Genomic DNA, 15727 nt, shown 5'->3' with positions numbered 1-15727 from the left:
GGGGATACTCAGGTATTATTTCCGAAACCAGAGTTCTCGGAATTTCAGTACCATTAAATTCGTAACCTTCTTCAATGAAGAACAATATTCCAGATAAATCCTTTCTTACAAAATCATACTCAGAGGATGGGCGTTCACCGCTAAACAATGGATGCTTGTCTTTCACTAACAAATGTAATGCGCTTACATCATCGAGCGTAATATCTGCAAATGAGTGTTTTTGATAGTAATAAGCATAAAGAATAGCGAAAATTCGACTTTTTTGTCTAGGTGCGCTGTTTTCCGCATAGCCTTTATTTTTTGCCTTGCCATCAACTTCCTTATAAAAATAAAACAGTTTATCGCTCGTTTTTGACCTAGCGGTCAGGTTAACTAAAGACCGTGTGCCCCATTTATTTTTAGCAAAGTTATAAAATTCAGAAAAACAGATACCCCGATCTCTTATCACTTGCAGATACGCAATACCGTCTTCATACTCATGCTTGGTTGTCAGCGACACCAAGCACACTTCGATTAGTTCTTCATTAGACAAATAGTCTAATCCACCTGATTCACGTACGAATTTTATAACATCTGACCTAATTAGACCGAGCATCACTTCCCTTATAAGTTGATTGTGTAGTTTTTTGATATTTTGCTCAAGGATTCATCTATCTGCTTAGCCGTTGCCCCTTTGTATATTTCTTGGGACAGTATATTTCGATGATTTGCTAAGCCTTGTATTATTTTATTCTCGACATCATTCTCTTCTAGCTTAGTTATGAACCAATGCCTCATTGGGTGCGGTCCTACACCATCTTCGTAACCCCACTCCACTGAGTACCCTCTCTTTCTCAGCCTTGTGAAAGCTCTTTTAAGGGCATCTATATATGCTTTCATTGATAGTGGAGCGCCCAAATCTTTCTTATCACCTAGTTTCACGAAGAAAAATGGGTGTTCGGAGCCATGTTTCTCTTTGTAACTTTTCATACACTCCTCTCTGAGATGCATATACTCACTCCACCAACCAACGAAGTGAGTCTCTATCTCTGTGTGAATTAATCTAATCTCAGTTCGATGATCATTATCGACTGCCAGATCTTTCCACCCAGCATGATAACTTTTTGATGTGGCCTTATCGTTGCGGGGCTTTAATCCTCGGTGCATTAAATACTCTTTACGCATCATTTTTTTTTGGGGAGGGATGTTGCAAGATGATTCTTCAGGGTGATGTAGGAATATGCCTAACGTTCCTGTGCTTGGGTAAATAGAAAAATCGTTAAACCAAAGATGGAACGGCTCGCTATTCCTCAGCCCTCCAAACAACATCAAGGCCGTTATCATTTTCGTTCCCAAATCTTCGCCCCTAGACGTTTTGAAGCCGTATTTAAATAGCGGCTCTATTAAGTCTTCAGGGAAAGTCTCAATACGCCTAGTATTAGGTGTCCTATTAAACTGGTATATATGGTCGTTAGATTGGGACTGAATAGATGCTGAAACCTTTTTCACATCTGTTATGTGACTCAATAAAACATGCTCTTTTACGTGGTATGCTCGATAAAAATACTTCATCCTCGTTTTGCCATCGTTAGGCATAAGCTCATCACATAGAGCTTCATTGGTTAGCTTTGAAAATTCGATAATACGAGCAAGATTCCGCTTAACTACTGCTACACTGGAAGGTGTCCAACCTAACTCTGAATCACCGCTTAGAGATCTTTCAACAAAACCTCTAATTACATCAGCTACATCATTGTCATTTCTATACACAGGGGCTTTGACAATACAGTAGTCATAAAACAAACCGACTGAACGTGCGACTTGTCTTTGCCATGAAGTGCTCTTTGAACCATCCTTTTTAAAATAATTAAATAATTCCTTAAATACGATTGGAGTTTCTGAACCTATGGGTTTAATGTAAAGAATAATATATTCATCGAGCTTGCCGCTTCTTAATTTCACCCTCTGCTTCACTGTCACATGGTGAAGAGGGTATGCATAATTTACTTCTCTAAACTTCATATCGCTCTCAATGTTGTAACAATATTTAGGGTGTTATACGAAAGAATTAAAACTAAGAATATTAGAATAGCGAAGAAAAAACAAGGGTTTGTTGTAATTAGTTGTAACTTGTTTTAGGGTGATATACGAGCATCCGACTCATAATCGGCAGGTCCCCTGTTCAAGTCAGGGTTGGGCCACCATTTTTTTCAAAATAAATCAAACGCTTAATTCAATATTGAATTGAACTTGAGACCCTTTGCTTCAATTGCACACTAGAATTCTATTTTTGATGCAAATTGCCCAGAAAAATCCTAGCGATATAGATTAATCACAAGGGGTTTAGTTTACTGTATAGCATTCAGCACTTTCATTTTTTAAGGCTAAATAATGACTGATACTAGTCCCATCAAAGCAAAAAAAATCGGTTGATGTACGAGGTAAATAATTAAACTATGCTGCCCTGGCACATTCAGCCAACTATCTTTTTTAATTACCCCTTTTAATGGGTCATTCTTTAGGCTTTCAGTGTGGCCTAGCCAAATACCAATTAACACAACGCCTATCCAAGGAAAAACACCAACATAATCATTTGAATAAGATGGCAAAAGGTGTTTGATCGAAGTGAATGGCCATACGCTATTCAATACACCCAGATTAAATAATATAATCAGGGCTAATCCGGTGCAGAGCGCTAATTTAGGCCTGCTCACAAATGCCAGCGCTAACAAACTTGCCACAATAATAAAATGCAGTACACCAAAGTAAATCCAATGCTTGGGTACCATAAACAGCGTAAGCAAAGTAATAGCCCCTGCGCCGAGCGCTATTTGCATGATACGAATTGAAAAGGCGCGCCATTTTATTCTAGCTGAATGCGCCATAACCATAGAAATACCTAGGCTAATAAAAAACAGACTTAAAATTAGGTAGCGAAATTGCTTCCAGCCAGCACCGTCAGGCACGGCCCATTGCACCCATCCAAAAAACTTCAGATCATACATAAAATGAAATACCACCATCAAAACGATGGCAAGCGTTCGCAATACATCAAGTGTGATATTCCGCTTTTGAAATCGACTATCACTTTTTTCAACGCTTATGCTCATTTGATTGGCTATCCCTTGATTATGAATGGCGTATGACACTGTGCAAATATCATGGTTCTGTTTACCCAGAAATGTTTTGTCACTCGAGGGGTTACGTTTGTGACCTAAATTTATCGTTATGCGCCATACCGCCCTTACTTCTCTATTTTTTGCGCTAAGGGACTTGAGCATGAATGAGCTGTAACAGAAGACAAAAAACGGCTTTCAAAATCGTTTCAGGGGTAACAAGATTAATAAGCAATTCGTCAATCTTGCCAAGCTAGAATGTAAAAACCGGTTAGATTACATTTGGACACGACTTTACCTGCGCAGCATGATGGCAAGCTAAAATTGATAACCCACCTGCAAAAAGCTCGCAAATCGACTATCAAAATCTGCATTCGTACCGTGAATAGACACTCCCAATGTGGTACCTGAATTGTTTATACCGTTGAAGAAATAGGTGTAGCTGAGCCCCAATCCATAATAGTCATGTTCCTTGAGTATATAATCATTCCCAAAATCGCTCTGGGTATACTTTACTGAGACCTCGCTGCCAACCAAGCTGGCGTATATACCAAAACCATGTTTGTTATTATCAAAATTGAATAAATCTGTTTTTACCCAGCCTGCGCCAAAACCACAGGTTGAACCAAATCTGGAACTGTATTCGACACAGCCCAGTGACAGATATTTCATGTCGTTCTGTGAAAGTAGCGCGATATTTGCTCCCAGTCCTGTGTATAACGCCCCCATACCAATACCCACGGAATACTGCTGCTCTTGATTGTTTAGTTGTGCGAAACAGTTTACCGACAAGATTGGCAAAATTAATGCTAATTTTTTCAAGATATTTCCTTATATAATTGCTTCTTTCGACAAAAAGAGTGGCTAACAGCACCATCCGTAGCACGCAAATATTTGTAGAAGCATTAACGTCAATTTTTATAAAAATATTATTCGCTTAACGAATTAGCTAATAATTTCAGAAACCTATCATTAATCATAGGAAGTAACAATACAAATGCAGCCCACAAAAAAGGTAACTTTACCTACCTTAAAAACAAAAGATCAATGCCAATTTTTGGCCTTTACTAGCAAGTTCATCTTCGACCTATATAGCTGAAATCATCAGAATAAAATTAGATATTAAACGCTTTTGATGGCGTTTCGATAAACGCAATATATACGTATTTTTCACTACACCGCGTTTTAACTCCTTAGTCTTTATGCATAAAATCTTGCCTGTATTGGCGCCCCGTAACTTTTGCAATTACTCCTCGTAGGGGGCTGATTTAATTGTTATATTGCGCGCCATACATAGGTTTTAAATTGCTTATTTGTTCAAGCGTTTAAATTAAATGGGAATCTGGTGTGATACCAGAACTGTACCCGCAACTGTAAACAAGCCTTTCGCTAACATTGGTTATTCGAACGCCTGCTTGTAAGTCAGATACCAGCCTAATTACACCTTTTTATTTTTTATCACGCGGGAATACGTGAATAACAGATAGCCTTTCCAGTTTTTAACCCTGGTTGCTCTGTGTATTCCTGCTTTGTTTGAGTGTCTATTTGAACCATCATGACAGCACAGATGCCGTGTTAAATCCGACAAATCTTCAAGCCCAACAGCTTTCCTATGCCGTCAGTGGCAAGACTATTTTGTCTGATATTAATTTCTGCCTTGAGCGCGGACAAGTGCTAGGTGTGCTGGGGCCGAATGGCGCAGGTAAAACCAGTTTACTGAAAATGCTTTCTGGTCAAACAGCCAGTCACGGACAAGTCAGTTGGCGGGGAAAAGCATTAAACGCATACAGTCCATTAGAACGTGCTCGTCAAATCGCTGTGGTCAATCAGCTCAATGAAAACGTGTTTGCGTTAAACCTGCAGCAAATCGTTCGTATGGGTTGGTTGCCGCATAAAACTTTACTATCTAGAGAAACGAAGCAAGATCATCAACACCTTGCGACCTCCATTGCCAAAGTCGGCTTAAGCGACAAGACAGAGCAAACATTTAGTTCGCTGTCTGGCGGCGAGCAACAGCGAGGGTTGATTGCCCGGGCGTTAGTGCAAAAAGCAGCCCTTATCGTACTCGACGAGCCGGTCAATCATCTGGATATTTATTATCAACACCAAATACTAAAACTACTACGAACCCTTGCCCACCAGCAGCAAATTACTGTGGTCATGAGCTTGCACGACATAAATCTGGCCGCCAGTTACTGCGACCATTTATGCATTCTAGACAACGGGAAAATGGCGGCTCAAGGGTCGGTGGAAAATGTTTTGCAAGCATCCATGTTAGAACATGTTTTTAAAATTCCCTGCCAAATACGCCGTGATGACGTAACTCACAACCTGCGAGTGGACTTTTACCCGCCTAATGAGCTTGAAGCCCGCCGACAACCTGAAATCGTACAATTCCCCCAACCGAATACGTCAGACAGGCGCGACTACTCATGATAAACAAGTGGTCTGCGTTACTCGTTCTTGCATTTCTATCGCCTGTGATTGGCATCTTTTTTGGTGCTGCTGAATTATCCCCTACCGAGCTTTACCAGTGCTTTGTAGCTGACTGTGCGACGCCAGTTAATACCCTTATATTCTGGGAAATACGTTTACCTAGAGTCCTAGTGGGGTTTTTAGTCGGAGCAGGCCTGGCCGTCGCCGGTGCCACATTACAAAACATTACCCGTAACGGTTTAGCCGATCCTTATCTTTTTGGTGTGGTATCAGGCGCTGGCCTCGGGGCAAGTATTGCTACTTTGTTATTTGATAGCCAAATAGGCGAAACCTTGAATTTATTTGGCATGCTGCCCAATGTGTCATTTTCGCTGGCACTGCCGGTTGCCGCCTTTCTAGGCGCCGCTTTTGCCGTAACCTTGGTACAGGCGTTAGCCGCAACCTCTTTTGGGGGCCGTGGTGAAAATATGCTGTTAGCCGGCGTAGCGGTGTCATTTATGCTCAGCGCACTCAGTCATTTTCTATTGTTTTTAGGTGACCCCTTTGCTGCCAATAAGGTTATTTTCTGGTTAATGGGCAGCCTAGCCCGAGTGGAAATGTGGTACGCGTGGATCATGTTACCCGTCGTCATGGGTAGCGTAATGTTATTATTGCTGTTTGGTCGACGTTTAGACGCACTGTTACTTGGGGATGAAAACGCCAAAACGTTAGGGGTGAATGTCACCGCCATTCGCTTGATGGCTCTGGCTATTTGCGCAGCACTTACCGCTTGTATCGTTGCCTATTGCGGCGGTATTGGATTTGTCGGTTTGTTGATACCGCACATAGTACGCCGCTGGGTGGGTGTCACGAGCCGGGCCTTGATAATGGGTTGTGTATTGGTGGGTGGTAGTTTCATGGTGCTGGTTGATATTGTCGCCCGCTCCGCTTTATCCGAACAGGAAATTCCTATCGGCATTATTACTTCGGCCATCGGCAGCGTGTTTTTCTTACTCGCTCTCAGGCAGCGGCAGACATAAAAATACTAACAAGAAGTGAATACACATGAACACTGGAACACTCAGCACATTAACAATCGACGCTCAACATATGCCCGAACAAGATCCGGCGGCATGCCCTGAGGTATATTCGCCGTCACAAACAGCCACATCAGCGGATATTGCGAATGACTCATCCTTATTTACGCAAGGATATTGGCAAATCTCTGCGTTAAAGACTAGCCAGCTAGCGGCTATCCATGCCCATATTGATAATAAGACCAAGCCACAGGGTGCACTAGGACAACTTGAAGATCTGGCACGTCAGCTGGCCCAAATTCAACAGGGTACGAGCCACTCAGCGACTAAGATTCAAATTAATAAACCTGTCATGTTAGTGTTTGCTGGGGATCACGGTATAGCCCGCAACGGTATTAGTATCGCCCCCCCTGAGGTCACTCAGCAGATGGTGCTGAACTTCCTTAATGGCGGTGCCGCTATTAACTGCTTCTGTCGTACCCTTGGCTGGAATATGAAAGTCATTGACGCAGGCATTCTTCAACCAATAACACCCAGCAGCGACAGTCAATCATCCGACATGCTCATAGAGCAGCGTATTGGCCACGGCACCGCTGATTTTGCTTGTCAGCCAGCCATGAAAGAAGCCCAAGCCGAACAAGCCTTAGCCCTAGGTGCTAAGGTCGCCGCTGAACATATTGCCCAGGGCAGCAATGTTCTTGCTTTTGGTGAAATGGGTATCGGCAATACTAGCAGTGCATCGGCGCTGTTATCGCTTATTTGCGGCCTAAGCCCTGAACGCACAACGGGCAAAGGTACCGGCATTAATGACGAACAACTGGCTAAAAAAGTACAGCTAATATGTGACGCCTTGGAGCGGGTCAATAAGACGCACGGCACCAAAGCGTTTACGCCTAAAATCGCGTTAACTGAAGTGGGGGGATTTGAAATAGCCCAAATCGTTGGCGCCATGCTCGCAACCGCAGCAGCGGGTAAAAGTATCTTGGTCGATGGCTTTATTGTTAGTGTGGCAGCGCTGATTGCTGTGCGTATCGCGCCTCGCGCGCAAGAATACATGCTATTTGCCCATTGCTCTGCTGAACATGCCCATCAACAAGTATTGGCCCAACTCGACGCCCGGCCGTTATTATCTCTCGGTTTACGTTTAGGCGAAGGCACAGGTGCGGCTCTTGCCCTCCCCTTATTGCAAGCTGCCGCGAGCTTTTACAACGACATGGCTACTTTTGAAAGTGCCAATGTCACCGTTTAAATAGCTAATAGGTAAGTAACGTGCTCAAAAAAGCGCTTGTCGGTCATGCCCTAGCAAATCAGTTAAATCTGTGTTTTTTAGCATTGAGTTTTTTCACGCGCCTGCCAGTGCCTAAGGGTATTAATTACAGTCCACAAAAATTACACCAAGCGGGCCAACATTTTGCCTTAATTGGCTGGTTATTAGCCGCCCTACTAGGGGGTGTTTATCTAGTCATTGCGCCTTATATTGGCACTATACCCAGTATTTGCTTGCTAGTAATGCTCAGCTTACTGCTCACCGGAGCAATGCACGAAGATGGTTTGGCGGATACCTGTGATGGCTTTTGGGGCGGTCACACCCTTGCACGCAAACTGAGCATTATGAAAGACAGCCAAATAGGCACATACGGCACTTGTGCGCTTATTTGCATCTTGCTAACAAAAACCGTTTTGCTTAGCGCCTTAGCACTAAACCAACAGTTGAACTTAGCGTTATGTATCGCTTATCCGTTATCACGGGGATTAGCTATATCCCATGTACAACATTTAGCATACGCACGCAGCGATACTCACAACAGTAAAAGCCAGCCATTGGCCAACCCTATGCAACCAAGGGCATTATTGTGGCTTGTTGTCACAAGTACAGCTGGATTGTGGTACCTGCCTTTTACCAGCACTATGCTTATTCTATTGTCTTGCCTTGTATTGCGCCTTATCCTCAAGTGGTGGTTTAGCAAGCACATTGGTGGTTACACAGGAGACTGTTTAGGCTTTGCTCAACAAGTCCAAGAACTACTGATCTATCTGCTGTTGTTAGCAATCATCCAGTCTCATTCTGGCATCACCTCGACTGGGATACTTGCGCTTTGATACGCACCTCACCCTTGCTCAAGAGCCTGAAGAATAATAGTCCGAAGAATAAAAGGAGCGCGGCCCCATGTTACATTTAATCTTAGGTGGTGCACGCTCCGGCAAATCAAATTATGGCTTACAACAAGCTTTAGCCTTGAGTCAAAAATCGGCTCGAAACGTCATGTATGTGGCGACCGGCACCGCAACCGATCCTGAAATGTCCAAGCGCATCAAGCGTCATCAACAAGAACGCCCAAACCATTGGGGGCTAACAGAAGTACCCTTAGCATTAACAGCTTTCATCACCCAGCAAAGTGCGCTCATAAATGCCCCCCCCCATATTGCTGATCGATTGCTTAACCCTGTGGCTTAATAACCACTTGTACCACCACCCAGAGCAAGATTTCAGCCTATTATTTCAAACCTTTACCCAGACCTTGGTGGCCAGCGACGCCGATATATTCATGGTCGCCAATGAAGTGGGTTTAGGCATTATTCCTATGGGTGAACTGACCCGACAGTTTGTTGATCAAGCGGGCTGGCTGAATCAAGCGGTTGCCGAGGTAGCAGATAACGTCACCTTTGTAGCCGCCGGTTTACCTATGCCGTTAAAAAGGCCATAAGCATGGACTTAGCTAAAACAACGATTTTTAATCTGCTGCGTCATGGACAAGTAAATGGCCCTGCAGCGCTGTACGGTAAAACAGATATTCCACTAAGCGAGCAAGGTTGGCGCAGTATGCGAGCCCAAATTAAACAAACCAGCCGACCAGACATTATTATTACGTCCCCGCGCCTGCGCTGTGTTGAATTTGCTAAGCAAATGGCCACTGAGTTAGATATTCCCCTGCGTATTGAAGACCCATTGCAAGAATGTCACTTTGGTCGATACGATGGCGTGCCGTTCGATGATTTGACGGATCAGTGGTTAGCCCTGAGTACATTTTGGGACGATCCCTTTCATTGCACCTTGCCCGAAGCCGAAACCCTTGATGCGTTTCATCGCCGAGTAGCCCATTGTTGGCAGCGATTAGGCACTGAATTGCAAGGGCAGAACTGTTTATTGATTTGCCATGGTGGGGTTATTCGCCAAATATTAGCGGAAGTGCTTTCTGCCGATTGGCAGCAAGGAGATTGGTATAGCAAGCTTCAAGTCGGGTACGCCAGCTTAACCCGCATCACAGTTGCTGAATACGCCAATGCAGCGCCTGTGGTTAATTTTATCGCCAAGCCCCCATTTAACGAGAGCGCACTATGAGACAAAAAGTGAATAACCGGCCTCAAAGTGCAACCATCATGATCCAAGGTACCACCTCAGATGCTGGCAAGAGCATGTTAGTCGCTGGTTTTTGCCGTTGCCTTAAGCATAAAGGTTACCGGGTTGCCCCGTTCAAACCACAAAATATGGCCCTCAACAGCGCCGTTACTAAAGATGGCGGTGAAATTGGCCGCGCGCAAGCAGTACAAGCCCAAGCCGCAGGTATCGAGCCAAGTGTTGATATGAACCCTGTTTTGCTTAAACCCAGCTCTGATACCGGCGCCCAAGTGATTATTCACGGTAAAGCCGTGTCCGACATGCAAGCAGCCAAATACCATGATTACAAACAAGTGGCCATGCAAGCGGTTCTTAGCTCTCATCAACGTTTAACACGCGAGTATGAGGTTATTGTGGTGGAAGGTGCAGGTAGCCCAGCGGAAATCAATCTGCGTAAAGGCGATATTGCCAATATGGGGTTTGCCGAAGCAGTAGATTGTCCTGTGATCATAGTGGCCGATATTGACCGAGGTGGGGTATTTGCGCAACTGGTTGGCACCCTAGATTTACTCTCTACGTCTGAGCAAAATCGCGTGGTCGGCTTTGTGATAAACAAATTTCGCGGGGATATAAAATTACTAGAATCAGGGCTAACCTGGTTAGAAGAAAGAACCCAAAAACCCGTTTTAGGCGTACTACCTTATATTCACAATTTACAACTCGCCGCCGAGGATGCCATTCAAGCAGAGCAAAATTTGCATCAAGATGATATACGATTACGTATATGTGTTCCTGTGTTTAAACGCATCAGCAACCATACCGATTTCGACATGTTACGGGTACACCCGCAAATAAAGCTAACATTTGTGCCCCAAGGTACTGCTATCCCGGCCTGTGACTTAATCATTCTGCCCGGCAGTAAAAACGTGCGTGCCGATCTTGCCTTACTTAAAAAATTACATTGGGACAAAGACTTACAGCGCCACCTTCGCTACGGCGGTAAAGTTCTAGGTATTTGTGGTGGTTATCAAATGCTAGGCAATAGCATCGCCGACCCAAATGGTATCGAGGATTCCCCGGGGGTCAGCCAAGGCTTGGGCTACTTGCCCATTGAGACTGAATTGCATCGCCAAAAACAGCTCACCCAAAGCACTGGTACCTTGTGTCTTAAATACAGCAAAAACACGGATATTCCCATTCGCGGCTATGAAATTCATATCGGCTCCAGTGTTCGAGCGCCCGATGCAGCGCCGCTTGTCCTATTGGACGATGGACAACAAGAAGGCTGTATCAGTGATGATAATCAAGTAGCAGGCAGCTATTTACACGGCCTATTCGATGAACCACAAGCACTGCAACAATTGCTGCTTTGGGCTGGCGCCCATACCGATATTGCCCAAGACTATGACGCCCAACAAGAATACGAAATTGAACGACTTGCCCTGGCATGTCAAACACACTTGAAATGGGACACAATCGAATCGTTTATTCAACAACAATTCGCTAGCCCTAAATTATCCACCTTGACCACACAACATCCCCAGGGAGAACAACATTATGTCCGATAACCAAGACAACAACGCCCGCCACAAGGCACGTATGCAGCAACAAAAAGCCAAAGTCGATGAACGTATTGCCAATGCACAAGTAGAAAAAGGGGTACTGATCGTCATCACGGGTAACGGCAAAGGTAAATCAACCTCGGGTTTTGGTACCGTTGCCAGAGCGGTAGGTCATGGTTTAAAAGCCACTGTGGTACAATATGTAAAAGGTACTTGGCCTTGCGGCGAGCGCGATTTATTGGAAAAGCTCGGCGTAGAATTTCATGTAATGGGCACAGGTTTTACTTGGGAAACCCAAGACAAAGAAACCGACATGGCAGCGGCGCAAACGGCCTGGGAATTCAGCAAAGCCTGTTTACAAGACCCCTCCATTGACTTACTCCTGCTCGACGAAATCACCTATATGTTGACCTACAAATACATTGAGGTAGACGATGTGATCCGCGCGTTGTCAAATCGACCTAAGAACCAACATGTGGTGATCACCGGCCGCGCCTGCCACCGCGCAGTGATTGAATTAGCCGATACGGTAAGTGAGGTGCGTCCAATCAAACATGCCTTTGAAGCTGGCATAAAAGCACAAAAAGGAATTGACTGGTAATGGCTATCTGGCGGCGCAGTAAGCGACTCTGGCTGCTCATCAGTACTCTGCTTTGTCTGCCGAGTATTCATGCACTGGCAAATACCTTAGATACGGCCAAAGAGACCACTAACGCTAATTTTCAACAAATAATACAGCTGAGTAAAGAAAAGCGGCAAAAATTGCGCATTATCGCGCTAGCGCCACATATTGTGGAATCGCTGTTTGAAATCGGTGCTGGTCAGCAACTTATTGCCACCACAGCCCATGCTGATTATCCAGAGGCAGCAAAAGAGATCCTGCAAATTGGTAATTATGCTCGCCTGCAGATTGAAAAAATTGTCCAATTGCAACCTGATGTCGTTATCGCATGGAAAACCGGTAATCCCGGAGATGATTTATCGCGCTTGCAGAAATACCACACTAAAGTGGTGTTTTCGAATCCCAGAACGTTAGCCCAAGTGGCTGATGAATTGCTCATGCTGGGCCAGCTTACAGGCCGCGAAGAAGCCGCTGAAAAAGCCGCATCACAGTACCAACAAAAACTCACAACGCTAGAAAAACGATACGCACACAAGGCCCCCGTTATCACCTTTTATGAGCTGTGGTCGCGTCCCCTTCGAACAGTTGCAAACAATGCATGGCCGCAACAACAATTAACTCTTTGTGGCGCACAAAATCCGTTTATGAATGCCACAGATGATTACCCTTCAGTTGGGTTAGAACAAGTTTTGGTTGCCTTACCACAGGTCATTATTCAGCCCACCCAACATGCGGCAGACTCACCCGATTCGATAAACTGGGGGCAATGGCAACATATCCCTGCGGCCAAACAGCAGTTTATATTTCATCCCAACGCCGACAAAGTGCACCGCATGACCAGCCGTATGCTGGATGAAGTCGCTATAATGTGCGAGCAAATCGATGTGGCTCGGCGCTTCTACCAAGCCGATACGGCTGCGCATAATTAGTCGAGTATTGAAGCCTTTATGCCTGTTTTAACACACTTGCCGCTCACAAAATGTTTCTACCTTTGTCGTCACGGGCAAAGCGAATTCAATGCCCGAGGAATACTCCAAGGACACATGGAGAGTCCGTTGACAGCGTTAGGTAAACAACAAGCACGCGTGCTTGCGAGCAAAACCAAACAATGGAATATTCAGCACATTGTCAGTTCGCACCTTGGGCGCGCCAAACAAACCGCTGAAATATGTGCCCAACAACTGAGCATTGCACACCACAGTTTACCCGGCTTCGCTGAACGTCAACTCGGCTGCTGGCAAGGTCAAGCTTTGCAGGAATTGCCGGAATTCACCCAATTCCAACAGCACTGTTATCAACACACGTCTCAGCCGGCAGGCAATGCCCACGGATACGGCGAAACCACTGACACTGTGCGTCAGCGTATGGTGGCTGCATTGCATGAGTTAGCCACTCAATCATTCGCTGAGAACATCTTAATTATTAGCCATGGCGACGCCCTAGCTTGCCTGATGAGCCTATTTACCACACCCGTGTTACTGAATAACACCCAAGGTATGAAACTCATTTATCGGTCCAAAAACCTCCATTGGGCAGGCCTCATTGATTGACTTCATTAGCACTTTTTTGTCCTTCTCATCCTTAGCATTAAGCGGATCACAGCTAGTGTTTGCCTTGCTTTTAGATCGCACCTTAGGCGAACCCAAACATTTTCATCCACTAATAGGGTTTGGTCACTTAGCTAATTGCCTAGCCGCAAAATTTAATCCGCCGCGCTCATCAGAGCAAGCCCGGCTTCAGCGCAAAAAAACACGTTTCAAAGGTATGCTGTGCTGGGCATTATTAGTGCTGCCCCTGCCAGTTGCCCTATGGGTACTCAACTCTATCGCTTATGCCGCAAGCAGTGACTCTCCGCTATTGCTTGCGCTGATATGGTTACTCAATAGTGTTGTGCTGTACTTAGCTATTGGCCTGAAAAGCCTGCAACAGCACACTTTACAAATACACCAACCGCTTGTTCAAGGGGATATGGCGTGCGCTCGGCATTTCACTGGCTACATGGTGAGTCGCGACACCCAAACACTGACAACACAAGATATGAGCCGAGCGGCGGTGGAGTCGGTGTTAGAAAACGGTCACGATGGGGTGATCGCCAGTCTCTTTTATTTCGTGCTTGGCGGTGCCCCTCTAGTCGTGTTGCACCGCTTAATCAACACCCTAGATGCTATGTGGGGCTATAAAACAGCACGCTTTTTATATTTCGGTTGGTGGGCCGCTCGGGTCGATGATCACATCGGCTGGCTAAGTACCTACTGCACTTCATTATTGTATGTTTTGGCAGGACCAAAGCCTTTTTCTTTCAAGCTTTTACCTTTCGCATGGCAGCAAGCTCGGCAGTATAAAAGTCAAAATGGTGGGCGATGTATGGCGACCGGTGCCAGTGTTTTAGACTTTACCTTAGGCGGCACCTCGCGATATCAAGGCAACATCATTCACAGCCCCATTTTGGGTCGAGGCCGAGAAGTCGCATTAGGTGATATTCCTAGGAGTATTAGCCTAGTAAAACGCAGCGCCTGGATATTCACCTTTATGCTGTTATTTTGCGCCTTAGTGAGCAAAGCAATTTTTTAATGGAAGCATTTGTATGAACGAGAATACATCGCCGAATGAACCGGCATTAGTGCACGGCGGTCAACTGGGTGAAATGGCTAAGCGTTACCATATTGCCCGGCAAAATTGGCTCGATTTATCCACCGGCATTGCGCCCATTTCCTATCCCGTAGGATTGATACCACAAGCCTGCTGGCAGCGCTTACCTCAACCAAGCAACGCATTATTAAGTGCAGCTCGTCATTATTACCGCAGCACACATTTACTCGCGACACCAGGTAGCCAAAGTATTATTCAAATACTCCCACAATTGTGTAAACAACGAGGTTTTAAGGCGGCACGTGTATGGCTACCCATAGTGGGATATCAAGAACATAGAAAGGCGTGGCAAAATGCTGATTTCATCACCCTTGATTATACGGATAGTCCGGATGTAAACCTGATTGGCCAGGGAGACATAGTACTTATTATTAACCCCAATAATCCTTCTGGAAAACTGCACACAAGCGCCCAATTAACCAACTTGCTTCAGATGATAAGTGTTAAAAATGGCCTGTTGATTATTGACGAAGCCTTTATGGATGCCACGCCAGAACATTCAATGGCCCCATTATTAAGCGCAAACACCACGCATAAGCAAATAAATCAAGACGCACTGCTTATCTTACGCTCAGTCGGCAAGTTCTTTGGCTTAGCAGGGATAAGACTCGGGTTTGTGATAGCCAGCGACGATTGGCTAACGCTCATTATGCATGCCCTAGGTCCGTGGTCTGTCAATGGCCCAGCACAATACGTTGGCGCACAAGCCTTAGCTGATAAACATTGGCAGCACGCACAGCGGGAGGTATTAAATAACTTAAGCGAAGTATTGCATAATGTATTAACCACCATATTTAACGTCCCGGTGCAGGGCACTACTTTATTTAAAACCTTGTTAACTGCCCACGCTCCAGCGCTATTTGACGCCCTATGTAAGCAGGGAATATACGTGCGCCTATGCGACGAAGGAAATGCTCTGCGTTTTGGTATACCTGACGAACAAGGCATTGAACGTTTGCGCAAGGCGCTGGGCACAAAAAACATACGTGATGCGATGAAATAGAAGCGTC

At 45.2% G+C, this 15727-nt stretch carries 15 protein-coding genes, 1 pseudogene and 1 riboswitch; of the genes and pseudogenes, 12 read left to right on the top strand and 4 right to left on the bottom strand.

The genetic code is table 11. From position 1 onward, the window contains the following. The 4 genes from GPLA_RS01965 to GPLA_RS01950 all read right to left on the bottom strand — a co-directional run. The coding region (locus GPLA_RS01965; RefSeq protein ID WP_153810518.1) for a hypothetical protein at positions 1-532 on the bottom strand (532 nt) is incomplete at its 3' end. A 71-nt stretch (positions 533-603) separates the two neighbouring features. Next, entirely contained in the window at positions 604-2001 is a 1398-nt protein-coding gene (locus GPLA_RS01960) for a site-specific integrase (protein WP_007103129.1), read from the bottom strand. A gap of 362 nt (positions 2002-2363) precedes the next feature. Then, positions 2364-3089: a heparan-alpha-glucosaminide N-acetyltransferase gene (locus tag GPLA_RS01955; protein ID WP_007103128.1), complete on the bottom strand. Its 726-nt coding sequence runs from the start codon at positions 3087-3089 to the stop codon at positions 2364-2366. A 324-nt stretch (positions 3090-3413) separates the two neighbouring features. Beyond that, positions 3414-3917, bottom strand: a complete 504-nt coding sequence (locus GPLA_RS01950) for a hypothetical protein (RefSeq protein WP_007103127.1) — start codon at positions 3915-3917, stop codon at positions 3414-3416. 456 nt (positions 3918-4373) lie between these two features. Then, a riboswitch (cobalamin riboswitch) is annotated at positions 4374-4547 on the top strand. A gap of 120 nt (positions 4548-4667) precedes the next feature. On the opposite strand from GPLA_RS01950, the gene GPLA_RS01945 reads away from it, so the two are divergent. From GPLA_RS01945 to cobD, 12 genes and pseudogenes are all read left to right on the top strand, one after another. Further along, positions 4668-5531: an ABC transporter ATP-binding protein gene (locus GPLA_RS01945; protein WP_040513799.1), complete on the top strand. Its 864-nt coding sequence runs from the start codon at positions 4668-4670 to the stop codon at positions 5529-5531. After that, positions 5528-6550: a FecCD family ABC transporter permease gene (locus GPLA_RS01940; protein ID WP_007103124.1), complete on the top strand. Its 1023-nt coding sequence runs from the start codon at positions 5528-5530 to the stop codon at positions 6548-6550. The genes GPLA_RS01945 and GPLA_RS01940 overlap by 4 nt, the downstream gene beginning before the upstream one ends. Before the next feature lie 25 nt (positions 6551-6575). Continuing rightward, on the top strand, positions 6576-7796 hold the full coding sequence (gene cobT, locus GPLA_RS01935) for a nicotinate-nucleotide--dimethylbenzimidazole phosphoribosyltransferase (RefSeq protein ID WP_007103123.1): 1221 nt from the start codon (positions 6576-6578) through the stop codon (positions 7794-7796). A 20-nt stretch (positions 7797-7816) separates the two neighbouring features. Continuing rightward, a complete protein-coding gene (locus GPLA_RS01930; protein WP_007103122.1) occupies positions 7817-8647 on the top strand; it encodes an adenosylcobinamide-GDP ribazoletransferase in 831 nt (276 codons plus the stop codon). A 67-nt stretch (positions 8648-8714) separates the two neighbouring features. Then, a pseudogene (gene cobU / locus GPLA_RS01925) lies at positions 8715-9252 on the top strand (bifunctional adenosylcobinamide kinase/adenosylcobinamide-phosphate guanylyltransferase). 2 nt (positions 9253-9254) lie between these two features. Then, the gene (locus GPLA_RS01920) at positions 9255-9887 is read left to right on the top strand and encodes a histidine phosphatase family protein (protein WP_007103121.1); all 633 of its coding nucleotides are present in this window, start codon (positions 9255-9257) and stop codon (positions 9885-9887) included. Then, complete coding sequence (locus tag GPLA_RS01915; protein ID WP_007103120.1) at positions 9884-11452, top strand: cobyric acid synthase; 1569 nt, start codon at positions 9884-9886, stop codon at positions 11450-11452. Before GPLA_RS01920 ends, GPLA_RS01915 begins: the two co-directional genes overlap by 4 nt. Beyond that, positions 11442-12047, top strand: coding sequence for a cob(I)yrinic acid a,c-diamide adenosyltransferase (gene cobO, locus GPLA_RS01910; protein ID WP_007103119.1), 606 nt, complete (start codon positions 11442-11444; stop codon positions 12045-12047). The genes GPLA_RS01915 and cobO overlap by 11 nt, the downstream gene beginning before the upstream one ends. Continuing rightward, positions 12047-12997: a cobalamin-binding protein gene (locus GPLA_RS01905; RefSeq protein WP_007103118.1), complete on the top strand. Its 951-nt coding sequence runs from the start codon at positions 12047-12049 to the stop codon at positions 12995-12997. Before cobO ends, GPLA_RS01905 begins: the two co-directional genes overlap by 1 nt. An 18-nt stretch (positions 12998-13015) precedes the next feature. Next, complete coding sequence (locus tag GPLA_RS01900; protein ID WP_051997625.1) at positions 13016-13618, top strand: histidine phosphatase family protein; 603 nt, start codon at positions 13016-13018, stop codon at positions 13616-13618. 55 nt (positions 13619-13673) lie between these two features. After that, on the top strand, positions 13674-14639 hold the full coding sequence (locus GPLA_RS01895; RefSeq protein ID WP_007103116.1) for a cobalamin biosynthesis protein CobD/CbiB: 966 nt from the start codon (positions 13674-13676) through the stop codon (positions 14637-14639). Positions 14640-14652: 13 nt separating this feature from the next. Next, positions 14653-15720 (top strand): threonine-phosphate decarboxylase CobD, encoded by a 1068-nt coding sequence (gene cobD / locus GPLA_RS01890; RefSeq protein ID WP_007103115.1) that lies wholly within the window; start codon positions 14653-14655, stop codon positions 15718-15720. The last annotated feature ends 7 nt before the right edge of the window (positions 15721-15727 follow it).

Source organism: Paraglaciecola polaris LMG 21857 (assembly GCF_000315055.1).
In the GTDB taxonomy this organism is placed as follows: domain Bacteria; phylum Pseudomonadota; class Gammaproteobacteria; order Enterobacterales; family Alteromonadaceae; genus Paraglaciecola; species Paraglaciecola polaris.
The sequence above is the reverse complement of the archived record's forward strand: the minus strand, read 5'-3'. Positions and strand labels throughout refer to the sequence as shown.